We start from the raw sequence: 25,759 nt of genomic DNA on the forward strand, positions 1-25,759 counted from the left end.
TAGACTTAGAAAAAATTACACAAATACTTGCCGCGAAGATTACAGGTTATAAACTTAAAGATTTAAAAGACCGACAACCTTCATTAGGATTAATTAAAAATGACTTAACACAAATAATTGCTGAGATAGAAAATATATTATTTCATTTAGACCTAATATAAAGTTGTTTCAAGATTATAATGTTAAATATTTGCTAAAAAGGTGATTAAAATGGGTATGACTTATAAGGTAATCGATACAGTGGAACAATACGAAGAATTACTTGCGATTACGGATTTGGAAGAAAGAAAAAATTACTTTCGTTATACAATGATGGAGCCATTTAAGGAAATGTGGAATTTAATCAATGTTCCTATAAAAGCAAAACAAGAAAATGGCTATGATGTTATAATGGCTACAAAAATGCTTGGTTATGCAGATATTTCCAACGGTAAACAAATCCAACAGGGGTTATCAATCCTAAAAGAAAATAACGCTTATACAGTAGCGGATAATACCATTAAAAACTGTATAGAAAACGCTAATAAGTCGGGTTTGAAAGTAAACGCTGATGAAATAAAGTTTGGATTGTATGTTGCAAATCCTGATAAACTAAAGCTACAGAAAGGATATACGGGGTTCGGAGGTGTTCCCGGGTTTATTACTGTGAATATCTATCCAAATGAATATAACTTACCGAAACTTCCCGCAGTTATTGCTCATGAATTTCATCACAATATTCGCTTTTCTTATTTTGATTGGGATCATGGTAACGTAACAGTAGGAGATTATCTTGTTATAGAAGGTTTAGCCGAGTCATTTGCAAAAGAATTATACGGAACAGAACAATTAGGACCTTGGGTTACTAGCATGGAAAAAGAAGAATTAGAGTATTCAACCGATGTTATTAGGGAAGCTCTTGACGTAAAAGGGTTTGCCGAAGTGAGCAGTTATATGTTTGGCGATGAAATTGCGGCACAAGAAGGGTATCAACCTGTTGGGCTTCCTTTTTGTGCCGGTTATGCAGTAGGATATAAGGTTGTTCAGTCCTATATGAAAAAGTATAATAAGACAATTTATGAAGCAACTTTGGCTTCCACTGATGAAATAATTCATGGATGTGACTTGTTTTCTGAGTAACCCTCATAGTTCTGCAAAAGGGCGCGATTGGGGACAAAAAGGATACACATGCTAGTTATGTGCTATCCTCTTTTATTTGTTTTTTTAGTTTAGGGATTGAACTTTTTTTCACACTATTTTCCGATACCTCTTTTTTAAAAAAAGTATCCAAAATTGGAATTATGCATTAAAATTTTGCGGAAAAGTTGTTTTTTTTAATATTGAAATTTCCTTATCGTTGTAAATCCACATTTTCCTGATGGGACCCCAATACTAAAAGCAAAAAAATCAGTTGCATAATACATCATTAATTGATCAGAAAATGTATATGCTGTACTTTTTGTTATATCCGCATCCCATGTCAAAGGTACAGGCAAATCACTTTCCTTTAATTTTTCGCTAAATAATGCAATATACTTTTTGCCAACTTCTATACATCTTAGAAGGAATGATGTGACATCCTTTGATTGGGCAACTTGGCTAAATCCAATCAAAATAGCTGTTCCAAAAGCTTTTATTTGGATGTTACCATGAAGGATAGCCACTTCCGATCCTATTAAAGGTCTTTTTCCACCTAAATATCCCATAAAAAAATCTTGCTTTTTTACAAAGTCAACTTCATCGAGATTGGGCAGGTATGGTGCTCTGACATACAACCCCTTTGATAACCTGATGGAAGCTTCTTTATACAAAGTTAAACGATTCCTGCTACTATATGAATAGAGCAATCAAATAGATGTAGCTTGTGGATATTTATTTCACCTAAAATATAGTGCACGAATACTGATATCCAAATGGAGATTGCTGATATATAAATTTAATAGTTTAATTTTATAAGACTTAAACTTTAGAAACCGTAACTTAGGAAGAGCCCATAATCTTGATGATTATGGGCTTTAGCAATTCATTTACTCTCGCAATCCATCCAATACACGTTCGCCGAGGTCACGGGAAGCAAAAGTAAGATACTCGATCACCTTGACCTGTAGTTCCCGTCTTATTCCCGTCATTGCGGTGACAAGATTCGAGACAAGGTTAGATTTCCCTGTTTGCGATAATGACCGATAGAAATCTCCTGCTTGTGAAAAATCATCTTGTTTTGCAATATCCGAACGCACGAGTTTCCCTTCTACATATCTGCCTTCTCCACTTGTCTGCAAATCGCCTGGTCGCCAATGCTTTTGCGCATTCACTGGAACCTTGCGAAATTGTGGACCGATACGATAACGTTGAGAATCCCAATATACATTCGCCCGTCCTTGTATAATCTTATCATCGGACAATTCCGCTCCATCTAATAAGTTTGAAGGTGAGAATGCAATCTTCTCCACTTGTTCCATATAGTTTTCGGGATTGCGATTGAGCACCATCTTCCCAACAGGATGGAAAGGGTACATCTTTGCATCCCACACTTTTGTGTCATCAAGGGGATCGAATGGAAGCTGTTCTTCATCCCTTGGATCCATCATTTGTACGTACAGCCCGTATTCTACCGTTCTCCCATTCGCGATTGTTTGGAAAAGATCTTCGCCGGCGTAATCGGGGTTGATCGCCGCCAGCCTTTCTGCCTCCTTGCTTGTAATATATTCCACACCATCAAATGGAAACCAAAGATATTTAATGTAATGGCGTTTTCCTTCCGAATTTCGCCACACGTACGTACTGACGCTGTGGCCGGGGATTCGCCGAAAGCTTTTGATTGTGCCGTGGTCAGAAAAGAGGCGAACGATAAAATGAGTGGTTTCTGGAGTGTTGGCGACAAATCTCCAAAGCCGTTCTGGGTCCATTAAGTTGTTTCGTGGTGATGGTGATAGTGCTTTGATACTCTCTGGAAAACGCATAGGATCGCGCAACAAAAAGACCGGGATATGGTTGCAAATAAGGTCGAAAATTCCGGCATCTGTATAGAACTTCGTTGAAAATCCACGTAAGTTTCGCGAAGTATCAGGAGTGCCTTTATTGCCCGTCCCAAGCGAAAAGCGAACCGCGACAGGAACTGTTTGCCCAGCCTGCTGAAGAAAGGGAAGTTTTGTGTATTCACTCATGCTATTCAACGTTTCGAAATGGCCGAAAGCACCATATCCTTTCACATGTACAGGTCGTTCCACAATTTTCTCGTGAATAAATGTTTCAAGTGTTTCATGCAAAATATTATCTTGCTCCAGTGTGGGACCGTTCTTACCAACCGTTTGTGAATGGGATGGTTCAGGATTATCCGATTGTTTATGTTGATGAACAGGAATACGCTTTTCTTGCTGAGGATTTTGTTTGTTATCGGTCATTATTTCCTCCTTGTGAAAAATTGACATTATTATATGTTATGAATGGTGCTTGTTTCAATATGCGTTATTAGCCAAAAGTAATAGGGTGATTGAAAAAGAGAATGGTGCGCCATCTGTAATAATATGTATTTTGTATTTTTGGAGCATAAAAGTTGGAACAAACGATGATAAACCATGAATATGATGGCATTACTGGCGATATTATAAAAAAATCAATCATTACGCTATAATATGAAGTGTAATCAATTATAAAAGAAAAGGGGAATTGTCGTATTAAGGTACAACCCAACAAATGCAAGAAAAAACCTTTACCAATTGATTAAGCAAGTGAATGATGATAATACACCGATTGAAATAACTAGCACAAAAAATGATGATGGTGCTGTTCTTGTCAGTAAAAGAGATTGGGACGCTATACAGGAAACACTTTATTTGCAAAGCACTGGGGTTCTTGATCGAATGAAACACTTTGAATATGAAGAGACAGAGGACTTGGGTGAGATTGATTGGGATACGCTATAAAGATAAAAAAGGATGAAAAAAAGATTTACCCAAACTGAAAGGGGCAAATCTTCATGAAAAATTTGATAAGCTAATTGAAGTTATTAAAGAAAGTCCTTTTCAAAATCCTCCGCCATATGAAAAATTTGTCGGTGTGGTCACATTTACGAGAGAGAATTATAATAAAGAAGGGCTAAAAAGAGCAGAAGGGAATTTGGGAAAAAATGACTTCCTTCAATGAAAAGCCAGCTTGTTCCCAGGTCCTTATGGAAACCTTACTCAAGATTATTTATAAGAACATTAATTTTTGTACGAACATCCTCTAAAATTTCAGGTTTAACTTGACCAAACTTTTTTACAACTATATTCTTTGCGAGTGTGTACACTTTATCTGCCCTGATGCTTGAGGTTATTTTAAGAATTCCTTCTGTTAAGTCCGCTGAATCTATTATTACTGAATAATCAAGGTCTTTTAACTTTGAAGTAATAGCAACTACAATAATATCTTCTGTAAAATTATTGTAGCTATCGTTTGAAATAATTAAGACTGGACGTTGTTTTCTACTCGTTAAATCAGTAAATGGAACCGGTATTAATACAATGTCACCTTGCTTATACATTATTCCAAACCTCATCATCTATATCGTTATCCCAGAAGTCCAAACTACTCTCGCTGGCTTTTGATAAATCCTTAAATAAGCTTATTTCATTCTTATTTTTTATTTGCTCTGCAAAGTCTAATATTTTTCTAACTTCATTTTCAGGTGCTTCATCAATAATTTTCAGTAAACGTTCTTTAGCTGTATTCATGTTGTATGTTCACCTCCATGAATATTTTATTCTATTATATCACTTTGATTTCCTTTTGATAATTGAGTTTGTTTAAAAAATTGTACAATAATACATTCGCATTGGTTTGCGGACTGGATTAAGCAGCAAATCTTAAAATTATTACAGAGTGTTCTTCTTTTCCAATCAAAAGATATGTATCGATTCATTTGAAAATTATAAACTTAAGTCTACATTTTATTTGGAGGTGCTATGATGCGGACAAACAAACAGACAGTGGGGTATATAACCGTTACTGCACAACAATGGGGCAACAGCATTAGTATTCGTATACCTTTTAGATTGGCGGATAAATACGGAATTGTAAAAGGTACAGAGTTGGAAATTCGTGATACGAAAAATGGATTTGAGTTAAAACCAAAGGGAAAGCCAACATTGGATGATTTGTTGGCTCCATGTGATGGTGAAAACCCTTATGAGGAGTTTTTTTGCAAACTGGATTGAAACCATTATTAGTATCCATGTGAAGTTGGGGATTGGATCATTTGGAACATTTAGAGGATATACATGGGGAAAATAATGAAAAGTTGATGGGGAATTTATACCACCAAAGAAGACACCAAAAAGGGATATTGCCCAAAAGCAATATCCCTTTTTTGATGTGTCCGTGTGCCTTTTTGTACAAAACTAAACAATTCCTGCTAGTATAGAGTATAAAGCAACCAACAGACGGATATTTATTTTCGCCTAAGAATACTTTATAAAAATGGTACTACCCTAAACAGGAGGAAACTAATGAGAAGTATTCGAAGCTGGATTGCAGAACGTTTACTCAAACGATTCAGTAATAAAGATAGCTTTACCAATGAAAAATCATACGCTAAATTTCTTAAAGAAAAACAAATTGAAAATGAGAAACCCTATGTATTACCAAAATATATTCAGAGAAAGTTCGGCATGGTAAAACAGCATTTTGATGGAATGGAGTGTTACATCTTTAATGAAGAAAAAAAGACTTCGGGAAAATCCATCCTCTATTTGCATGGCGGAGGGTATATTAAACAACCATCGCTATATCATTGGAATTTTCTTTGGAAGTTAGCAAAGGGAACCGACGTTACGATATACGTTCCCATTTATCCGAAAGCACCCAACCATCAGTATAAAGAGTCTTTTGATAAAGTTCTTCCAGTATACGAATCGATTTTAGAAACCTCGGATAAGGAAAATGTTATCTTGATGGGTGACTCTGCTGGCGGAGGATTTGCGTTGGCCTTAGCACAATTGCTTTTGGATAAAGGGCTACCACAACCTAAAAAAATCATTTTATTTTCACCTTGGCTTGATATTACGATGAAAAATCCAGATGCTTATCGATTGGAGCATAAAGACCCAATGTTAGGAATCTATGGTTTGATTCAAATGGGGAAGGCGTATGCAGGGAACACTGACCCAAATAATTATTTACTCAGTCCAATAAACGGAAAGCTAAATGGATTGGGGGAAATTACTTTATTCGTTGGGACGCATGAAGTTTTTTTACCCGATTCTAGGAAGTTTAGAGATATTGCAATTTCACAAGGAGTTAGAGTGAATTATTTTGAATATCCGAAAATGAATCATATCTTTGTGCTTTACCCAATTCCAGAGGCAAAAAAAGCGACTAAGAAAATCGTGAATATCATAAATCAAATGTAAATGGATAACATTTCTTGTACGTTTAAAATATTGTCGTACTATTGGTTAATGTAAAATGGACGACTTCACTATGAATCGAGAGCAAATATGATGTAAAATAGGGTACAAGAAAAACAGTAGGTATTGAGGTGTTCAACAATGGATGAATGGTACAAACTTGATAATGCAGGGAAATTGTTTCATGCTGTATCGGAGCAAACCAATTCTTCGGTCTTCCGGGTTGCTGCCATTATGAAGAAAACAGTACACCCAGCTAAACTTCAACTTGCGCTGGATGATGTTCTCAAACGCCTCCCTTTGTTTGCCGTAAAGCTTCGTAAAGGTGTTTTCTGGGATTTTCTTGTGGAAAATAATGAAAAGCTTTATGTTCAGCTTGAAAGCCAATATCCATGTGCACCAATTGATCCGTTAGAAACAAATGGGTTCTTATTACGTGTTACCTATTATAAAAAGCGTATTGCTGTGGAATTTTTCCATTCTGTAACAGATGGGACAGGTGCTTTGGAATTTATTAAAGCGCTTATTTATTATTATCTATCTTATCTCGGAGAAGACGTGGCTTATGAAAGTACACTAATCGATATTCATAATCCGCCAAGTTATTATGAAAGAGACGATAGCTATCAAAACTATGGTACAGATGAAAAAGCGGAGAAATTCAAAGAAACGTCTTCTTATCAGATTCGCGGCACTTCCATCGATCAAACTATTACTGTCCATGGAAAAATGAGCGCTAGCAAAGTGCACCAGCTTGCAAAAAAATACGGAACAACCATCACCGGTTTTGTCACGGCCATTTTAATTGCAGCTATTTATAAAGAAAGATTACGGTATCGGGCATATAAAGAGGAGATAAAGATTGCCGTCCCAGTTAACTTACGGAGTTTTTTCCCATCCAATACCTTGCGCAATTTCTTTGGTGTTGTCAATATAGGGATGTCTGTGACGGAGAAGATGACATTGGAAGAAATTATTGAAGAAACATCGAAGCAATTACGTGAGAAGGTACAAAAGGAAAGCTTGCAGAAAAGTATTAACGATCGGGTAAAATGGCAAACCAAACTGACCGCGAGATTTGTTCCGCTCCCAATTAAATACCATGCCATTCGTTATGGTTACAGGAGTTTTAGTGAGCGCACTAAAGCGATGACCTTGACCAATATGGGGAAAGTACGACTTCCAGACTCCATGGAATCACATATATCTCATATGGAAATGGTTCTCTACCCGACAAAGAAAAGCCCGATTAACGCAGGGATGATCGCGGTGGGGGATGAACTTGTCATCACATTTGCAAGAATGATACAAGAAGTGGATATTATCCGTACATTCTTTAGAGAGCTTTCCAAGACATTTAATTTGGAGATAGAAGTATACTCCAATGACAGCAGGTGAAATCAATGCAACATTATTGCTCAAATTGCGATATCTATACACAACAACCATATTGTCCGTTATGTAAACACAAACTTTCTGAGGGATTGGAACATAACGCGTATTATCCTGCCTATGAAACCAAAGTTCAACGGCGTCGCTTTGTTCAGCGGCTCGTCTTGTTTATTGCTATTTTCGCTATTAGTACAAGCCTATTAATCAATTTATTAACTAAACCGAATCAATTATGGTTCTTGTATGTGCTAGGTCCCGTACTATATGGGTTATTATTGATTAATCATACCATACTCTCTAAAGCCCACACTGGTTCTAAAGTCATTTTTCAAGTTATCGCACTTTCTATTATGCTTTTTATCTTGGATGCGGCATCTGGAAGTTCAAAATGGTCGATCCATTACGTTATTCCTTTTCTCGTTTCGCTTGCTACATTATTTGTAACCATTATTGTACTAAGAAAACCAATGAAATGGCGAGAGTACATCGGGTATATGACAACAATGGTTATTTTAGGCTTTCTTCCTGTCATTCTTTTTCTAAGCTCCTGGTCAACGGTGTTATGGCCAAGTGCTGCAACTGCCTTATATGCTCTGCTAACGCTAATTGGGATGATCTTATTTTCGGAAAAAACGATGAAGAATGAAATTGTGCGGAGGTTTCATTTTTGATGAAGAAATGTAAGTATTAATATGAATAAAGGCTATAAACCCTATTGATAAGGTTTACAGCCTTTTATTTTTTAGATGACTCCTGTTGGTATCTCTATCGGTTAAGAAAAAGCAACATTCGTTTTTTTGTCACTAGCGTTGCATAAAAAATAATTATAGAAGTCAACCATTTAATTTGTGTCTTTGATTTGAATGTTGAAATTTTCTGATATATATTATATTTAATTTATGAAAAAAAGATAACAGGGATCTAAAGGTAGTCCTTCATCCATTTTTTGAATATTATATAATATTTTTAAATAATCGGGTCATAGGTTAAATCGTCTAAGAGCAAAACATCTCCTAATTCGTATTGTGCAACAGTTACTTGAAAGACCTTTTCGTGATCAAGCCTTCGTCGGCCACGGGATGATCGCTCAGGTTCCTTGAATACTTTAGAGATAAGGGTTGTGATGGAGTGAGAACAGAAATCCCGTATCCAACGCAACATTTCCAGCAAGGTCCCTTTATAGCCAATTTTGTTTTTCATTAAAAGGGTTAAACAGAAAGAAATCATTGCCAAATAGATTTGATTATATACCGCATTTTCGCTTTTTCCATATAGTTTTTTAATAACCATATGCTGCTTGACCCATTTGAAAAATAATTCTATCTGCCAGCGGTTGCGGTAGAGATCACTCATTTCCTGTGCACTGACTTTAGCATCATTACACACAATTCGAATCTGATTTCCTTTACTGTCTACAGTTTCAACGAGTTGCAGCGGGTTCTTCATCTTTCCGATCTTTACTACCGCATGACGGGTGATCGGTGAAGAGGAATCAATCGGTAATTCCTCGATGACATGTACGACCGTGTTCGTTTTAATTCGTGTGACAAATCGAATACCTTCTGCACAGTAGGTATCAAACTTTTTAAAATTGAAATAGCCTCGGTCAAATACATGAAGAACGTTTTTATCTAATACGATTAATGAATCTAGCTGTGTTTCATCTGCAGGTCTTGCAGGTGTGAGAATGACTTCATTTGGGTAAGAAATGCCCTCGCAAAAAGTAATGGAAGTATGCATTTTCACACCCGATTTTGTATCTCGAAAATCTGCCCATTCATATTGACTAAGGCACATCGAAATCGTTGATGAATCAATCAGATGAAGCTTTCCAAGTGCTTTGCCTGCCGTTTTTGGTCCAAGTATATGGTGAAGTTTTTGAATTAAATGATGTAGGATAACCTGGAAAATCTCGGATGGTATATCCCCATTTTTTCGGGAAAGCTGTGATTTACTAATGCTTTCTATGCCAACTAATCTTTGGACAGTTTTCTTGCGTTTTATCGTGTCACTTATCCGCTGAAGGTTATCTAGTTGCTTCAACTGCGCATAAATAAATGTATTCATAAATGTAAGTACATCAAGCTTTTTGACATATTTATCAATTTGAGCGTGATCAAGCATTTTTTGTATTACTTTCGAATCTAATGGATGAATGTATTCCTTGAATACAGTTTTTATGGTATGATTGTCCATGTGAGCTCCTTATAGTTAGGGATTTGGACAGGACTACTATACCCTAATTATAAGGTTTTTTTATGGATTTTTATAGTGAAAATTCCTATTATTAATAATATTGACACAAAAGGTTTCGCTTGACTTTTTCCTGAAAACTTTATGCAACACTAGTGTTTTTTTGTTAGTTAAACTGGTTTCTACGTAAGGTTCTAATGGAAACTTCATGTTCTCCTAAAAGTTTATTTAGATCTTTATCTCCTTCATTGGAAAAGCAGTATTCCAATCGAAGAAACAATAGAAGCAATGGAAAAAGCTAAAATGCAGGGGAAAATCAAAGCTTGGGGAGTTTCAAATTTTGATGTGAATGATATGAAGAAATTACTAAAACAACCCAATGGTCCTCACTGTGCCACGAATCAAGTCCGTTATAATTTAGGAGATCGTGGAATTGATTTTGATTTAGTTCCTATGATGAAGGAAAATAATATACCGTTAATGGCATATGCCCCTGTAGCAAGAGGAGATCGTTTAGGTGCCGATCTAACGAAACAAAAAGTGTTACTAGATATTGCGAAAAAGTATAACGCAGATGTTTTTCAACTCCTATTAGCATGGTGTATTCGTAATGGGCAGACCATCGCCATTCCACAATCTAGTAATACGGAACATGTTATCAATAACGTAAAAGCTGCAGATATTCAGCTTACGGAAGAGGATCTTGCAAAAATAGATTCCGTTTATCCAGAACCAAGAGTTAGTGAGCCACTTGCATTGTGCTAAGTAGGCCTAAATGATGAATGGAATGTTAAGAGTAGAATTTTCTACTCTATTTTTTTACGAGCTTGGCAGAACGCCCCTTATTTTAATGAGGGGATGAATGCCAAGTTTATTTTTTGAACAACTTTATTATGCAAGCCTTTTTAGGTTGATAATCGAACGTATGTTTGGTAAAATATTCCATATGGAGGTGAAAAAATGGCTACGAAAACTATCTTAGTTAAACTCAAAAAGCCAACAAAGAAAAAGCATAAACAATTTATATATGAGCAAACGGAGTTTTCTGATTGCGTAAATCATTGTGTAGAACGCCTACAAAATGGAGAAAAAATTTCTTCAAAAAACGTACCATTCAACCTTAAATCCGCTATAAGAAATGAGGCTATTCGTCGAGCGAAAAAGGCAATTTCTGATTATAAAAAGGGGCGAGCAACTACTATTCCAGTTTTCAAAAAATCACTTGGTGTGAAAATAAATAATCAAAACTGGAATTCCATAGAGAAAAAAGGAAGATGGTATATTGCATTTACCTCTAATATGGGGAAAAAGGTACTACCAGTAGTAGAAACAAAAGATGTACAAACGTTTTTTCCGTTTTTAACGCAAAAAATGAAAGGGTTTCGTGGAACCATGGAATTGTTACGTAAAGGGAAATATTGGTATGTGGCGATTCCAATACAAATAAGTTCAGAACTAGACTTTGAAAAGAAACATAAACGCATCTTTGAAAACATGAAACGACAAAGGTCTACATCTATTGGTGTGGACTTAGGGTTGCGACATATTGCGGTCGTTTCTGAACCCCTTAGTGGTAAAAGACAATTTTTCTCTGGTAAAGAAGTCGGTTATATGCGACGTCATTTTCGTTCCATACGACGTTCGTTAGGTAAAGCAAAGGCGCTGCGCGTCATAAAACGTATAGGTAGAAAGGAAAGACAATGGATGAAAGATTATAACCGAAAATTAGCCAAAGGTATAGTGGATTTCGCCCTGCAATTTGATAACCCAATTATAAAAACAGAAGCATTAGATGACATTCGAAAAACATGCCGTAGCATAAAAAGAGCAGATAAAACCATTCATTCGTGGTCTTTCTATCAATTAAAACAGTTCATCAAAGAAAAGGCTGCGAAATACAATATTCCAGTTGTGGATATTAACCCTTATCAAACAAGCCAATTTTGCGGATGTTGCGGTCATGCAGAAAGGAAAAATCGCAATGGTATTAAATTCCACTGCGTAAAATGTAATTATACGTGTCATGCTGATTTGAATGCTGCAAATAATATTGCACGTAGCACAAGCTTGGCGGGGTAACACGGAACAGTCGTGAGACAAGCTCCCACCCTAGTGAACCGCTTCCGCCTCCTTTTAAGAGGTTTCCACTTTGGAAGCTCGGTATTTTAATGCCGAGAGGATGTCACTAAATTTAAGGGGGCAGTTTAGTGGTCAGGCGCAACCGATTATTAATGATGTTTTTAGCACTAATGATTCTATTTTTAGCTGCATGTGGTAACAGTGAAGATGAAAAACAAGGGGAAACGGAAAATCAAAACAATGCGAGTACACAAGAAGAGTCAGGATCAAAAACTGAAGAAGATTCAACAGCTAGTGCGGAGGAAGTTTCCTTTGAAGTGAATCAAGCTCCAAAAGACCAGGGTGATTTGGAAGTAGCGCTTGAAGGGGATATCCATGTTGCAAATAAGGGTGTTTCCGTCAAAGGAACGACAAATCTATTACCTGAATCAAGACTTATCCTTATCATTAACTCAGAGGATGGAGTATTAATTGGAACAAGTGATCAAACACTGGTTAAAGAAAACGGGGAATTTGAATTGGAATCGAGTCTTCCAGAAAAAGTGGAAGGAGTAGTACATATTGAGGTGAAATTTGAGCCTGCAAATCAGAGTGAGGAAATAAAAAATCATTATTTAAACGAGCTTAGTGGAAGCTTTGTACGAAATTATACGGATTCAGGCGAAACCTATCAAAAAGCATCTTTCCAGAAAACAGTCACACTAGATGAAGGTGAACAGACATTTGCAATTACGGAACCGAGCTGGGATATACCGGATAATTATGGGGAAGCAGCAGTATGGATGGAGCCAGAAATAGAGAAGCAAGAAGATTATGTGGTAGTAAAACTAAATAGTAATATTATAGATGGAACGTTTATCCAAGCAAGGGCCCACATTCCCAATTACATTACATCGGGAATACAGGGCTATAGCTATATAAATCCGGATGGCTCCGCAGTCCTATATATTGAGGATCCAGAAAAAGACAGTCGAATTAAAAATCTAACTGAATACGAAATTATTATTACCATGGATCCATCCCATAGTAATAATGGTTCGCTTGTCACAGAAGCATATGGAGAAAGTGGACAGAATTTGGCAGGCGATTATGTTGATACTGAAAATGATTCGAAAGTGATTAGGCAAACCCTAACAGTTACGGTGGATGAGTGATATAGGAAAGACAATGAACACTATCTTATAGGGAGTTTAGACTTTTCCCTGGGATAGTGTTTTCTTCTGGAATAAAATTAAAGAGTAATTATAAAAGTATGATTTGTGTAGGGCTTCACTTAAATTAACGGGCAGTATAGTGCAATAACGTTATATTAATTACAGATGAAACATTTACTATTTTATTGTTTTATTATTGCGTTAACTGGTTCTTAGTTAAAGGAAACATTTCGAGTCTAATTGTATAATTATAAAAAAGGGTGATTTGGATATGAGAAGCATTCCGAAAAAAAGGAAATATTACTCGATGAAAAAATTGATGAACAGGAGTTTATTAGGATAATCAACAACTTATACGAGCAAGATTGTTATATCTATGCGATTATTCCTGAATATGAACAAGAACTATTAAATGAACTTTCGATTGACTTTATTGAAGTTAATAAATTTCCGTTACCACGAGTTTTTCCAAGGGAAATGGGTTATCTGGGTTATGTAAAAGACAGTCAAAAACGATATATTTTCGAATTTTATTTACGATCCACTACAATGGATTATCTGATTTTTTCCGAGACTGATTTATCAGAACAATTAAGTAAATTAACCAAGAAGAATTTGGACATTTATAAAATGTTCGAATTAAATAAGGTTCCTCATGTAACCATTGGTCCAGATGGTCAATGGTTAACTATAGTTGAATATGAGTAGTTTTTTCTTTAATGAAAGGGTATAAAAAAGGTTAGAGTGATGTAAATATGAACACTCTAACATTAAAAGACCTTGAATCAAGAGTTCTTCGGAATTCCAATCAATATAAAAAAACTGTTAATCGGATAACCACTCAAATAAAACGGCAAAATTTGAATCGAGGACGTATTCGACCAAAAAATCCAACCGAAGCTAAAATCCTTGCAAAGTTTAAACAGAAATAGGTGTTTTATGAATATTTATCAAGCCAAACAGAAATTAGAACAAAATATAAACGAAAATGCGAAGCTATGATTAAAACAGCTACTATCATAACAGGTCTAGCACCACTAAAAAACCCCCTAAGTTAGACTTTTTATTGTCCAACTTAAGGGGTTTAAATCAAACAGCGTTCATTTTTACTTTCCAACGTTTACGTAAGATATAATCACGACCGTAAAGGTGCTTGCTGCTGCTTCTCTTTCGATACTTTAGATGGTTGCTTAAAGGAGAATAATCCTATAATTGTAGCTACACATACTGATAATAATGAGACCCAAATAATCGAATGGATATCAGCTAAATTAACTACTACACCTCCTAGGCCTGACCCTAGTGCAAACCCAATTTGTACAAAAGAACTATTCAAGATCAGCATAATTGACGCTGCTTGTGGAGCAATATTCATTGGGCTGAGTATACAGAGGAGCATAAAAAGAAAGATGATGAAACGATTGAGTTTATTCTAAAAGAAGATGGTAAACAAGATGAAAGCAATATGTAATAAACCACTGTATTGATTATGGTAACCCAGTATTTTTCATTTTTTCCTCAATTAAAAAGTTATTTATGTAACCGTATGTACATTTTAATAACTCCACAACTAGTACCTCCTAAAATGGTATCGTACTGCTTTTTTTGATAGAACAGCAACCTTTTTACGCCCCTATTTTGTGATTTAATTTGCTTTAAAGTGCACTCTAAGTTTCGTCACGATCACATTCCTACTTAACAACGTAAGAAACTTTCGCCAGTTGTATCTGGGATTATTGAGGAATCGATGAACTGCATCTTTTTTAGGAGCATCCTGCACGCGGCCTGAATCAAGAATCCGATAAAGATTTTTCCCGTGTAAGACAAGAGAAGAAAATAACACTAACTGGTGTAATATTTAATCCTAAGTTAGAACATTAATCGTTAATAACTAATTATAAGATAAGATGAAACCTTTTAGTCAACTAATGATAATGAAACGGCTTTGGTTTATAATTATGAATAAAAGTTAGGAGGTAGTTGAATGAATACAAAAGAAGAAGTTATAAAAATTATTAAAGACCTACCTAATGATGTAACTTTAGAGGATATTATTAAGGAACTTTCTGTTAAAGAGAAGATTGAAAAAGGGTTGAACCAACTTAACGATGGAGAATATTATTCTCATGATGAAGTGAAGGAAAAGTTTGCTAAATGGCTGAAATAAGATGGTCAAAATTAGCCGTTAGTGATTTTTGAGGATATCATTTCTTATATCTCCATGGACTCCGAAGAGAATGCCAGATTATTTGTATCTAGAATTATTGATTCTGTTGAAACAATGGCCTTATTCCCATACTCAGGTAGAATTGTACCCGAATTAAATAATGAATTAATTAAAGAGAAGGTATTCAATAATTATCGGATAATTTATAGAATAAAGGATAATGTGATGGAAGTTGCCCGTGTTCTTCATAGCGCTAGAGAGTTACCAGAATTGGGATAGAATGAATAACATCGTGACCATGGATTATGGTTATGATGTGAAATAATCTTTAACGTGGATAGCACCTCAAATGTTAGAATTTGAATCTAATGTTCGGGGTGCTTTTTTGACAGACAGCACCCATTTTGTATTTGATTTGCTCTAAAGTGCACTCTAAGCTATATAGTATAGTTAGCAAATTTTCAAGAGGGGAATAATTACATGAAACGCTTGAGAAATATACTTCTTTCATGGATAATGGTCACCCCGGTTCTAATTACCCTAATGATTGCCTATAACAACAAAATGGATGAAAGATATATTGATTTGGGAGATGATGCGCCGATTCCAAGCGAACTGCATCCAGTAGTTGAAAAAAACAAAAATATACTGCTGGAACAGGCGGATGCTATAAATATAGATGTAGTTATTACAGTTGGAACCCGCTCCATTGATGAGCAAAATGAATTATATGCACAGGGGCGGACGACAAGCGGTAATATTGTAACAAATGCAAGGGGTGGTGAATCTTATCACAACTATGGCCTTGCGATTGATTATGCCATAAGACAAGAAAATGGCGTGATCACCTGGGATACACAATATGACGGCAATAACAATAGAAAATCAGATTGGCTGGAAGTAGCTGACCTTGCAAAGGATCTTGGATTTGAATGGGGCGGTGACTGGGGGAATTTTCCCGACTACGCTCACCTGCAAATGGATTTTGGTCTTAGCATTAACCAGCTTCAAAATGGGAAAAGACCAGCTTATGATAAAAATACGGAGGAGGGCGCTTGAATAGAAAAATTATTCACGCGCTTTTTCTTGTTTGATGTTTTAAAGTACAATCCAGAATTGAGTTGTACCCCAAACTTTAGAGCTCTTTCTATTATTTGAGGTAATTTTTTAATAAATGTTTCCATGATGATTATTTCGTATTGAACTTGTCTTAGAGCGTAATCTAGGTAGTATAGTGACAAGACGATACCATATCACATGGTAAGGTATCATACTTATCCAGGTATTATTGAAAATCAGGGAGTAGTGACAATGGAAATAAGGGTACTAAGATACTTTTGGACAATTGCTGAAGAAGGAAGCATTTCCAGAGCTGCGGAACTTTTGCACATCACCCAACCTACCTTAAGTCGACAATTAAGAGAGTTGGAAGAGGAGCTGGGGACGGAGCTATTTTATAGAGAAAATAAACAAATGACTTTGACGGAAGCTGGTGTTTTTTTAAAAGATCGAGCACAAGAGATTCTCTCGCTTACCGATCAAACAGAACAAGCATTTATGGATCAGAAAAAACAATTATTTAGTGGACATATTTCGATTGGTTGTGTAGAGGCAGATAACTCGGATACGTTAGCGATGATGTTAGGAGAAATGGTTCGTGATTATCCACAAGTAACCTTTCATATCTTTAGTGGGACGAGCGATGACATCACAGAGAAGTTAGATAAAGGATTGATTGACCTTGCCGTTCTACTTGAACCGATACCGACAGACAAGTATGAACGAATTATCTTACCCAGAACGGAAAAATGGGGTCTTTTGGTTTCTAATGAATCTTTTTTAGCGCAGAAAAAGAAAATGGTACCGGAAGATTTGATTGGAGTTCCTTTGCTTTGTTCCGCAAGAAAAGAAGTACAGAAGATGATTGCGGATTGGATGAATGTCTCTATTGAACAGATGAACATTGTAGGAACCTATAATTTGATATTTAATGTTTTTTCTTTAGTGGAAAACAGAGTGGGATCGGCATTAACGATTGAAGGGTCAGTAATGAGTCGACATGTTAAGAATCTTACCTTTGTTCCGCTCTATCCAACAATTGAAACAGAGTGCGTGGTTGCATGGAAGAAGAATCGTTCCTTTTCCCCGGTAGTCAATGAATTTATACGGAGAATGAAGAATGCCTTTGAAGCATGAACCTGTTTTCCGATAAGCATTAGCCGGGCGACACATCGCGATGTATCATATATTTATAGAAAAAATTATTACATGTTTAAGAAGCAGGTGATTCATTGCCAATTGTCCTATATTTTTCTCGTAAGCATGAAAATATGATGAATGGTGAAATCCGTAGTGTGGATATGGGAAATACCGCCATGATTGCAAATAAAATTGCAGCACAATTAAATATGGATGCAATTGAAATTACACCTATAAACGAATACCCCGAGAACTATCAGGAAACGGTAGATTGTGCGAAAACGGAAAAGGCAAAACAAGCAAGACCTAAATACAAATTAGGGACCTTTGATTTATCGAAATTTAAGGAAATCATTATTGGGTACCCTAATTGGTGCGGAACATATCCAATGGTTATTGCCAGCTTTCTAGAAGATTATGATCTGTCTGGAAAGATACTATATCCTTTTTGCACGCATGAAGGTAGTGCATTAGGCACTAGCATGGATGATTTGCGGGAAAGCTGCCCTAACTCCACTATCAAACAAGGATTAGCTATTCATGGATCGAAGGTTGCCAAGGCAGATAGGGCCGTGATGCATTGGATATCACATATTGGTTAAAAAAAGATATTTTTCATAAAAGAAGGAGGAAAAAGTATGGCAAAACAAACAGCCGGTCGTAATCAATTAGGTGAATTCGCACCCAAATTTGCAGAACTGAACGATGATGTATTATTTGGAGAGGTATGGTCAAGAGAAAAAGAATTATCCCCTCGTGACCGTAGTATGATTACCTGCTCCAGTTTATTAACGCAAGGCGCATTCCCGCAATTGGAAGCACATATGAAGATTGCCAAACAAAATGGCGTAACAAAAGAAGAAATCTCAGAAATAATTACGCATTTAGCCTTTTATACGGGATGGCCAAAAGCATGGTCCGCTTTTAATATTGCGAAAGAAATTTATGGGGAATAATTAAAAGATAAAATAATTGGAATAAAGAGGAGAGGTAGAATGAATAGACCTTACATCTTTTGTCATATGGAAGTATCCGTTGATGGGAAAATAATCAGGAAATTTATGGGAACCCCAGAAGGCAAAAAAAGTGGGAAATTGTTTTATGATCTTGCTTTTGGAGAAAATCCGCATTATCGTCATCAAGGTTGGTTGTCTGGACGTACCACAACGGATGATAATTTTACCAAGTATCAAAAGCCTGATTTAGACAAGGATGCACCAACTGTTCCTGAAGGCGATTTTGTCGTAGATACTGACTTAGATAAATACTATGTATCTGTGGATCCTTCTGGCAAACTTGGCTGGACAAGCAATGTATTAAAATATCAAGATACAAAAGCACATGTCTTGGAAGTATTGACAAAAAAGGCGAGCAATGAATATAAAGCAATGCTCCGAAAGTTAAATATATCTTCCTTAATTATTCATAAAAAATCCTTGAGCGCCTAAAAATGCATATCTACCAAGGAATCCAGCTAATTTAGTCATGCATCAAATAAATGAAAAAAGAATCCATTTCTGTTAAAGTTAAATCACCACAAAATAACCACAGAAAGGATTCTTATAATGGCTACTTTACCGCAATTAACACTAGATTTCAATCGTCAAATTAAATTGTCAAATGATGGAGGTTCCCTTTCCTCCGATACGGGTGAATTCATCTTTAAAGAATTTGATAGGAAAATTGGATTCTTAAAGACTATTGCTGAATACCTTCACTTAAATGACGAAAGAAAATACCATTACCATTCGAATGAAGAACTACTCCGCCAAAAGATTTACCAAATCATTGCTGGATATGCGGAAGATGACGATGCGGATCAATTGACTCAAGACCCTGTGTTCACAAAAGTTATTGAAACGGATGCTTTAGCTTCTCAACCAAGTTTATCACGGTTTTATACACGGTTTGATAAAGAATCCATTGAACAATTAAATCAAGCCAATCAAGCACTCTTGGATAAGGTTCATGAATTCAGAAAGTCAAAGGCACTCATTATTGACCTAGATTCCACTCATGCTGATACCTATGGCAAACAAGAGTCTGCGGCTTACAATACCCATTATGGTACAGTTGGATTTCATCCATTAGTTGCATTTGACGGGATAACCCGTGACTTTTTAAAGGCACAGTTGCGCCCTGGAAATGTCTATACTTCCAATGGTGTTGTGGACTTTGTAGAACCCCTTATCACACATTACAATGAAGAATTTCCAGAAACAATACCGTTCTTACGTGCAGATAGTGGTTTTGCCGTCCCAGCCTTGTATGACTTATGTGAACGTGAATCTGTTTATTATGTCATTCGTTTAAAGTCTAACGCTGTTTTACAGCGAATGGCAGATGAATTACACCCTGCAACAGCGCCATCAGATGCAACAAAGTCAGAGCACTATTATGAGGAAATTGACTATCAAGCAAAATCATGGTTTAAATCAAGAAGAATAATCATTCAATCCGTTCGACCAGCAGGAGAACTATTTTTCACTCATTCATTCTTCGTCACAAATCTGGTCGATGCATTTACACCAAAGGATATCGTTCATACCTACCAAAAAAGAGGTACGATGGAAACCTTTATTGATGAAGCAAAAAATGGCTTTTATTTGGATAAAATGAACAGCCACTCCTTCCAAGTAAATGAAGCAAAGATGATGTTAAGTTTGTTAGCGTATAACCTAACAAACTGGCTTCGAACACTTTGCTTTCCAGAAGGACAAAAGACAATGCAAATCGATACCATTCGCACAAGAATTATTAAAGTCGCTAGTAAGTTGGTAAAATCTGGGCGTTCCCTTTACTTTAAATTGTCCTCTAGTTTTGTGTACCAAAAGTTCTTTTGGAAGGTTCTTCAACGAATTCAAGCACTAAAACTGGAATAAAACATACAAATACCTATTTTTTTAAAAGTATGGTAAGCCCAAGGGGGTAGTCTGCCCAAAAATGGCCATTTTTTGGTATTTAAAGTTGCGTTCCTCAAATTTATGGTTATTTTGGGCTTAACTATATTTATAATTTGAAAAAATATAGAATTTGAACCTTGTTTACTTAGGCACATGGAAGTATGAATAATTAAGGATCTTATATTATCGCTGGGAAAGATAAGCTTGACTATAATGTCGTAGTGCAAAAACTAAAAGAGTTATTTCATATTGATAACTTGATGTTAGGAGGCGGCGGTGTCCTTAACTGGTCATTTATCCAAGCGGGGCTTTGTGATGAAGTGAGCATCGTAATCAGCCCTTCAGCAGATGGATCAGCCGATGCTCCATCACTTTTTGAAACAAAAGAAGGCTTATCCGATGATACGCCGGTAAGTTTTTCATTAAAAGATGTAGAAGCAAAAGAGGATGGCTGCGTTTGGTTAAGATACCTAGTTAATTATAAATAAAAGACTTATCAATCTTAAATGAAAGAATGGAGAGATAATATGAGTAATGAAAATCACGATACAATATTTCCAATCGGAGAAAAGAATGAACAGTTTGCACAGTATTTTATCGGACAAAGTTACTTAAATATGCTTTCAACTTCCGGGGTGACTGTTGGAAATGTAACGTTTGAACCTGCTTGCCGAAATAATTGGCATATTCACCACAAAGGTGGGCAAATCCTACTTGTCACAGCTGGAGAAGGTTACTATCAAGAGTGGGGAAAACCTGCACAAAAATTGAAAGCAGGCGATGTTGTACACATCGCACCGGAAGTAAAACATTGGCATGGAGCAACAAAAGACAGCTGGTTTACACATCTTGCCATTGAAGTCCCAGCGGAAGGTGCTTCTAACGAATGGTTAGAAGCAGTGTCGGATGAGGAGTATAATAAACTTTAATTTGATTGTTAAAATGATAGATAAACATAGGAAAACCAGTGAAAAGCATATCTTCGCTGGCTTTTTTAAATTCGAACAATATACTAATATTTAAAAACAACGTTCGACTTCTATTGACATAAGTCCACGTTATTAGTAATATAATACTGTAAATTAAATAAAAACGCGTATAATCTCGGGGATATGGCCCAAGAGTTTCTACTAAACTACCGTAAATAGTTTGACTACGCAGAGATATTGGGATGAAAGGATCTTTCATTGCCTTTTTTCTGCCGTAGCACTCTTGTTGGTAACATGGGTGTTTTTTATTTTTGAAAAAGCGATGAGGAGGAAAAGGAATGAAAGAGTACTTTCAATTTGAAAAACTTGGCACTAGTTATAGAACAGAGTTTACAGCCGGTTTAACGACATTTCTAGCGATGGCGTATATATTATTTGTTAACCCGTCGGTGCTATCTGATGCGGGCATGGATCAGGGGGCTGTTTTTGTTGCTACTGCTGTGGCTGCTGCAGTCGGTACTTTACTTATGGGGATTATTGCAAAGTATCCAGTAGTTCTCGCACCAGGGATGGGATTAAATGCATTTTTTGCTTATACGGTTGTTTTAGGTTATGGAATTCCTTGGGAAACTGCATTGTCAGGAGTATTAGCTTCAGGACTTATATTTATTGTTTTAACGTTGACAGGACTTCGTGAAATCATCATTAACGCGATTCCTCATAACTTGAAGATGGCTGTTGGGGCCGGTATTGGTTTGTTCATTGCTTTTATTGGTCTAACAAAATCAGAGATTGTAGTAGCTGATGAAGCAACGTTTCTAGCTATTGGAGACATCACATCACCAACCGTATTATTAACTATTTTTGGGCTCGTTGTTTCTGTTATTCTTTTAACGAAAGGGATTCGCGCTGGAATATTTTATGGAATGATTATTACAGCTATTGTAGGAATGATCTTTGGTTTAGTTCCAATTCCAAGAGGGATCGGTGATATTGTAGGTGCCGTTCCAAGTATAGCCCCTACATTTGGTCAAGCATTCACTCATTTTGGTGATATCTTTACAATTGAAATGCTTGTTGTTATTTTAACTTTCTTATTCGTTGATTTCTTTGATACAGCGGGAACGTTAATGGCTGTTGCTACTCAAGCAGGATTAGTAAAGGATAATAAACTTCCTCGTGCAGGCAAAGCGTTATTTGCTGATTCAACTGCGACTGTTGTAGGATCTGTCGTTGGTACTTCAACAACAACCTCCTTTGTTGAATCTACAGCAGGAGTTGGAGTTGGTGGTAGAACAGGATTCACCGCAGTCGTAGCGGCAGGATTCTTTATATTAGCATTATTCTTTTCCCCATTACTTGGGATTATCACTACGGAGGTAACGGCGCCAGCATTAATTATTGTCGGTGTGATGATGGCAAATCAATTGAAACAAATTGAATGGGATAAATTCGAGATTGCTGTACCTGCATTCTTTGTTGTTCTCATGATGCCATTAACATATAGTATCGCAACAGGAATTGCGGTTGGATTTATTTTCTATCCAATTACCATGATTGTAAAAGGACGCGCGAAGGAAATCCACCCAATCATGTACTTTCTTTTCGTTGTGTTTGTCTTGTACTTTATCTTCTTGAGTTAAATGAAGAAAAGTGCTGGAGTTAGAAAATTTCAAAAAGAGTTGGGACTTTTTGTTTAAGTCCTAGCTCTTTTTTATTATTCTTTTTGTGACTAAAGTCACGGTGCTTTTTGTCATATTATGGTATTATATGTTGGGGGTGGTAAGCTATGAAAAGGAAATCGCTAACATGGAACTTAGGAATTATTATACTAGGTGTCATTATAGCTACTGTTATTATTAATGGTTTTACTACATATAGAACTGCTTATAACAGTCTCTACAAAGCAGCTGGAATTGAAGCTTATGGCTGTGCGAACATCACAACTGGACTTTTGACGACAGATGATATTGAAGATTTGAAAAATGAAAATCGAAACAACGAAATTGGTGAAACGCTAAATTGGACAGTGGATCATAAGGATATTTTTGAAAGTCATTATATTCTTAGTTTAGATGGTAAAATACTAGCATTAGATGACAATTTAAAAGCAGATGGCTTTCAAATTGGGGATAGCTTTCCAATGGATGAAGAAGCTATAAAAACATTAAAGGAAACGAAGCATTCTACATATTCAGAGATTTACGAATATGGTGGGATTGAAAGAATTTCTGGATATGCTCCTATTTTTGAAGATCATGATTCTACGAAAGAGTTGGTCGCTATTAGCGTCATAGATTTTGATGCGAATATTGTTACAGATCGTACTTGGGATGTGGTGAAAGAAGGCATTCTAGTTGGAATGATTCCTCTATTGCTAGCAGCTGCTATTACGATTTATTTAATTAGAAAGAAAACGAAACCTATTTCAAGTCTAATTGAACAAACCAACAAAATCGCAAATGGTGATATTACGAAGAAAGAAGTAAATGTAAATAGTAAGGATGAAGTTGGCGACCTAGCTCGTAATTTAGATTATATGTCTGATAATTTAAGAGAAATCATCGTTACGATAAAAGAGGCATCACATAATTTATCTAGTAATGCAAATGACACTTCTATATCCATGCAAGAGATAAAGATGGCGCTTAGCCATGTTTCACAGAACATGGAGGAAATTGCTGCTGGTACTTCAGAAGGGGCAGACATGACAACAGATGTTTCAAATTCATTAATGGATTTGGCCGAGTTAATTCAATCATCAAGAGAAAAAGCAGACGTAAGTGTGAAAAGTGCAGAATCCACAATGGAAACAGCGAAAACAGGAATTCAGAAGGTAAATGAAATTGTAGAACAAATGAACACGATTAAACGTTCTTCTTCTGATACAAAACAAGCAATAGAAGAATTAAACGCCTATACAAATGAGATTCAACAAATTACTGAAACGATTACAAGAATTGCCGAACAGACGAATCTTTTGGCGTTAAATGCTGCCATTGAAGCTGCTCGAGCAGGTGAACAAGGCAGGGGATTCGCTGTTGTTGCTAATGAAATTAGAAAGTTAGCGGAACAGTCAAACAAGGAAGCTTCCGGAGTTGAAAAGGTCATTTCCAAGATTACCTCTAATATTGTCGGTACAGTTGAAACGATTGAGGATAATCATAAAAATGTAGAAGCTGGTGAAAAGTCAGTTATAGAAACAGGAGAAGCTCTTGAAAATATTCAAACTGCAGTTCTGAATATTGCTGAGGAAATTAGCGGATTGTCCGAACTAACACATGAAGAAGCGACAACATCTGAAACTATGATTCAACAAGTTAAACGACTAGAACAGACGAATGAATCTATGGCATCAAATGCACAAGGTGTTTCTGCAGCCTCAGAAGAAACTACGGCATCCATCGAGGAAACAGCCGATCGATCTACACATCTTGTTGATTTATCCAATGAATTGAATAAGATTGTGAGTAAATTTAAATTATAGTGTTGCTGATTAAGCCGGAAATTCCATCGTGGAGTTTCCGGTTTTTAAAAAGCAAACACATTTCATAAATAGTTGTATAAAATACACCAAAGGATCAATGCTTTAATGTAAGTATCATGATGGAATCAGCGATAGGAAGGAGGAATTCCATTTGAAGCCATTCATTGGTGTGACATGTTCGATGGAAGTGGACCGTTCTTATTATATGACGAAAAACGATAACATAAAGGCAATAATAAACGCTGGTGGTATTCCAGTGATTCTTCCGTTTTTATCACAAAATACAGATATAGAACAAATTGCTAAACGAATCGATGGATTATATGCAACCGGCGGATATGATATTGATCCAACTTTATTTGGGGAAGAACCACATCAAAAACTTGGAACCATTATCCCCGAACGTGATTTTTTTGAAATAGAATTAACGAAGAAAATGCTATCCATGGATAAACCGATTCTTGGCATATGTAGAGGAAGCCAAATAATAAATCTTGCAGCAGGTGGAGATATGTACCAAGATATTTACGCACAAATAAATGATCATGTCCTGCAGCATACCCAAAACTCCCCACGTGATCACGGGTCACATTTTGTCAACGTGCGAAAAACCTCTCTGCTTCATCAAATAACGAATAAAGAAAAAATAAAAGTAAATAGTTTTCATCATCAAGCTAATCGCTCTGTCCCACAGGAATTTCAAATAAGTGGAGTAGCGAATGATGGGGTAATTGAAGCGATAGAAAGTAAACACCACTCCTTTGTACTAGGGGTCCAATGGCATCCGGAATCCATGAAGGATGAAGTGTCCATGAATATATATAAAAACTTTATTTCGGCATGTAATTGCTTGTAAGAAAAAGGATTTTTCCTTATGAATAGAGAATATAT

The 25,759-nt window shown here is 36.2% G+C and carries 28 protein-coding genes, 1 pseudogene and 1 riboswitch; of the genes and pseudogenes, 23 read left to right on the forward strand and 6 right to left on the reverse strand.

Going from position 1 to position 25,759, the window contains the following annotated elements:
• Window positions 1–210 precede the first annotated feature (210 nt).
• A complete protein-coding gene (locus MHI02_RS04065; RefSeq protein WP_083452610.1) occupies window positions 211–1,119 on the forward strand; it encodes a DUF2268 domain-containing protein in 909 nt (302 codons plus the stop codon).
• Between the two features lie 194 nt (window positions 1,120–1,313).
• On the opposite strand, the gene MHI02_RS04070 is transcribed toward MHI02_RS04065, so the two are convergent.
• Both MHI02_RS04070 and MHI02_RS04075 read right to left on the reverse strand, forming a co-directional pair.
• On the reverse strand, window positions 1,314–1,790 hold the full coding sequence (locus MHI02_RS04070) for a DUF3231 family protein (protein ID WP_052771732.1): 477 nt from the start codon (window positions 1,788–1,790) through the stop codon (window positions 1,314–1,316).
• Between the two features lie 216 nt (window positions 1,791–2,006).
• Complete coding sequence (locus MHI02_RS04075; protein WP_128715719.1) at window positions 2,007–3,380, reverse strand: catalase; 1,374 nt, start codon at window positions 3,378–3,380, stop codon at window positions 2,007–2,009.
• 264 nt (window positions 3,381–3,644) lie between these two features.
• On the opposite strand from MHI02_RS04075, the gene MHI02_RS04080 reads away from it, so the two are divergent.
• Window positions 3,645–3,902 carry a type II toxin-antitoxin system Phd/YefM family antitoxin gene (locus MHI02_RS04080; RefSeq protein ID WP_047185517.1) on the forward strand — a complete coding sequence of 86 codons (258 nt, stop codon included), beginning with the start codon at window positions 3,645–3,647 and terminating at the stop codon, window positions 3,900–3,902.
• A 254-nt stretch (window positions 3,903–4,156) separates the two neighbouring features.
• Here MHI02_RS04080 and MHI02_RS04085 read toward each other — a convergent pair whose 3' ends face one another.
• Window positions 4,157–4,501, reverse strand: coding sequence for a type II toxin-antitoxin system PemK/MazF family toxin (locus tag MHI02_RS04085; protein WP_047185516.1), 345 nt, complete (start codon window positions 4,499–4,501; stop codon window positions 4,157–4,159).
• Entirely contained in the window at window positions 4,494–4,691 is a 198-nt protein-coding gene (locus tag MHI02_RS04090) for a hypothetical protein (protein ID WP_047185515.1), read from the reverse strand. Before MHI02_RS04090 ends, MHI02_RS04085 begins: the two co-directional genes overlap by 8 nt.
• 234 nt (window positions 4,692–4,925) lie before the next feature.
• Between MHI02_RS04090 and MHI02_RS04095 the strand changes: the two genes are divergently transcribed.
• The 4 genes from MHI02_RS04095 (at window position 4,926) to MHI02_RS04110 (ending at window position 8,428) form a co-directional block, all read left to right on the forward strand.
• On the forward strand, window positions 4,926–5,174 hold the full coding sequence (locus MHI02_RS04095; protein ID WP_052771731.1) for an AbrB/MazE/SpoVT family DNA-binding domain-containing protein: 249 nt from the start codon (window positions 4,926–4,928) through the stop codon (window positions 5,172–5,174).
• 249 nt (window positions 5,175–5,423) lie between these two features.
• Window positions 5,424–6,368, forward strand: a complete 945-nt coding sequence (locus MHI02_RS04100; protein WP_255449135.1) for an alpha/beta hydrolase fold domain-containing protein — start codon at window positions 5,424–5,426, stop codon at window positions 6,366–6,368.
• A 138-nt stretch (window positions 6,369–6,506) separates the two neighbouring features.
• Complete coding sequence (locus MHI02_RS04105) at window positions 6,507–7,763, forward strand: acyltransferase (RefSeq protein WP_257455642.1); 1,257 nt, start codon at window positions 6,507–6,509, stop codon at window positions 7,761–7,763.
• Window positions 7,764–7,768: 5 nt separating this feature from the next.
• Complete coding sequence (locus MHI02_RS04110) at window positions 7,769–8,428, forward strand: DUF6320 domain-containing protein (protein WP_204797923.1); 660 nt, start codon at window positions 7,769–7,771, stop codon at window positions 8,426–8,428.
• A gap of 295 nt (window positions 8,429–8,723) precedes the next feature.
• Here the strand turns inward: MHI02_RS04110 and MHI02_RS04115 are convergent, their stop codons facing one another.
• A complete protein-coding gene (locus MHI02_RS04115) occupies window positions 8,724–9,953 on the reverse strand; it encodes an IS4 family transposase (protein ID WP_047185988.1) in 1,230 nt (409 codons plus the stop codon).
• 231 nt (window positions 9,954–10,184) lie between these two features.
• Here MHI02_RS04115 and MHI02_RS04120 point away from each other — a divergent pair.
• The 4 genes and pseudogenes from MHI02_RS04120 to MHI02_RS04135 all read left to right on the forward strand — a co-directional run.
• A pseudogene (locus tag MHI02_RS04120) lies at window positions 10,185–10,715 on the forward strand (aldo/keto reductase); the annotation flags it as partial.
• A 195-nt stretch (window positions 10,716–10,910) separates the two neighbouring features.
• Window positions 10,911–12,029, forward strand: coding sequence for a transposase (locus tag MHI02_RS04125; RefSeq protein ID WP_341165675.1), 1,119 nt, complete (start codon window positions 10,911–10,913; stop codon window positions 12,027–12,029).
• Between the two features lie 128 nt (window positions 12,030–12,157).
• Window positions 12,158–13,183, forward strand: coding sequence for a hypothetical protein (locus MHI02_RS04130; protein WP_128715712.1), 1,026 nt, complete (start codon window positions 12,158–12,160; stop codon window positions 13,181–13,183).
• 477 nt (window positions 13,184–13,660) lie between these two features.
• Entirely contained in the window at window positions 13,661–13,891 is a 231-nt protein-coding gene (locus MHI02_RS04135) for a hypothetical protein (RefSeq protein WP_047185509.1), read from the forward strand.
• Window positions 13,892–14,318: 427 nt separating this feature from the next.
• Here the strand turns inward: MHI02_RS04135 and MHI02_RS04140 are convergent, their stop codons facing one another.
• A complete protein-coding gene (locus tag MHI02_RS04140; protein ID WP_060668756.1) occupies window positions 14,319–14,528 on the reverse strand; it encodes a hypothetical protein in 210 nt (69 codons plus the stop codon).
• Between the two features lie 639 nt (window positions 14,529–15,167).
• On the opposite strand from MHI02_RS04140, the gene MHI02_RS04145 reads away from it, so the two are divergent.
• The 13 genes from MHI02_RS04145 (at window position 15,168) to MHI02_RS04205 (ending at window position 25,724) form a co-directional block, all read left to right on the forward strand.
• The gene (locus tag MHI02_RS04145; RefSeq protein ID WP_047185508.1) at window positions 15,168–15,350 is read left to right on the forward strand and encodes a hypothetical protein; all 183 of its coding nucleotides are present in this window, start codon (window positions 15,168–15,170) and stop codon (window positions 15,348–15,350) included.
• Window positions 15,351–15,371: 21 nt separating this feature from the next.
• A complete protein-coding gene (locus tag MHI02_RS04150) occupies window positions 15,372–15,629 on the forward strand; it encodes a type II toxin-antitoxin system RelE/ParE family toxin (protein ID WP_047185507.1) in 258 nt (85 codons plus the stop codon).
• Window positions 15,630–15,830: 201 nt separating this feature from the next.
• Window positions 15,831–16,409 (forward strand): M15 family metallopeptidase, encoded by a 579-nt coding sequence (locus MHI02_RS04155; protein ID WP_204797919.1) that lies wholly within the window; start codon window positions 15,831–15,833, stop codon window positions 16,407–16,409.
• 252 nt (window positions 16,410–16,661) lie between these two features.
• Window positions 16,662–17,546 (forward strand): LysR family transcriptional regulator, encoded by an 885-nt coding sequence (locus tag MHI02_RS04160; protein ID WP_047185505.1) that lies wholly within the window; start codon window positions 16,662–16,664, stop codon window positions 17,544–17,546.
• Between the two features lie 95 nt (window positions 17,547–17,641).
• Window positions 17,642–18,151: a flavodoxin gene (locus MHI02_RS04165; RefSeq protein ID WP_047185504.1), complete on the forward strand. Its 510-nt coding sequence runs from the start codon at window positions 17,642–17,644 to the stop codon at window positions 18,149–18,151.
• 36 nt (window positions 18,152–18,187) lie between these two features.
• Complete coding sequence (locus MHI02_RS04170) at window positions 18,188–18,505, forward strand: carboxymuconolactone decarboxylase family protein (protein ID WP_047185503.1); 318 nt, start codon at window positions 18,188–18,190, stop codon at window positions 18,503–18,505.
• Between the two features lie 39 nt (window positions 18,506–18,544).
• Window positions 18,545–18,997 carry a hypothetical protein gene (locus tag MHI02_RS04175; protein WP_341165676.1) on the forward strand — a complete coding sequence of 151 codons (453 nt, stop codon included), beginning with the start codon at window positions 18,545–18,547 and terminating at the stop codon, window positions 18,995–18,997.
• A gap of 117 nt (window positions 18,998–19,114) precedes the next feature.
• Window positions 19,115–20,431 (forward strand): IS1380 family transposase, encoded by a 1,317-nt coding sequence (locus tag MHI02_RS04180; RefSeq protein ID WP_047186544.1) that lies wholly within the window; start codon window positions 19,115–19,117, stop codon window positions 20,429–20,431.
• 206 nt (window positions 20,432–20,637) lie between these two features.
• Entirely contained in the window at window positions 20,638–20,940 is a 303-nt protein-coding gene (locus MHI02_RS04185; RefSeq protein WP_341166098.1) for a dihydrofolate reductase family protein, read from the forward strand.
• A 39-nt stretch (window positions 20,941–20,979) separates the two neighbouring features.
• A complete protein-coding gene (locus MHI02_RS04190) occupies window positions 20,980–21,381 on the forward strand; it encodes a cupin domain-containing protein (protein WP_047185501.1) in 402 nt (133 codons plus the stop codon).
• Between the two features lie 145 nt (window positions 21,382–21,526).
• Window positions 21,527–21,628, forward strand: a riboswitch (purine riboswitch).
• 91 nt (window positions 21,629–21,719) lie between these two features.
• On the forward strand, window positions 21,720–23,024 hold the full coding sequence (locus tag MHI02_RS04195; RefSeq protein ID WP_204797917.1) for an NCS2 family permease: 1,305 nt from the start codon (window positions 21,720–21,722) through the stop codon (window positions 23,022–23,024).
• A gap of 146 nt (window positions 23,025–23,170) precedes the next feature.
• On the forward strand, window positions 23,171–24,868 hold the full coding sequence (locus MHI02_RS04200; RefSeq protein ID WP_341165677.1) for a methyl-accepting chemotaxis protein: 1,698 nt from the start codon (window positions 23,171–23,173) through the stop codon (window positions 24,866–24,868).
• Between the two features lie 151 nt (window positions 24,869–25,019).
• Window positions 25,020–25,724, forward strand: coding sequence for a gamma-glutamyl-gamma-aminobutyrate hydrolase family protein (locus MHI02_RS04205; protein WP_341165678.1), 705 nt, complete (start codon window positions 25,020–25,022; stop codon window positions 25,722–25,724).
• Window positions 25,725–25,759: the final 35 nt, after the last annotated feature.

This window comes from Oceanobacillus sp. FSL K6-0118 (assembly GCF_038006665.1).
GTDB lineage: Bacteria > Bacillota > Bacilli > Bacillales > Amphibacillaceae > Oceanobacillus > Oceanobacillus caeni.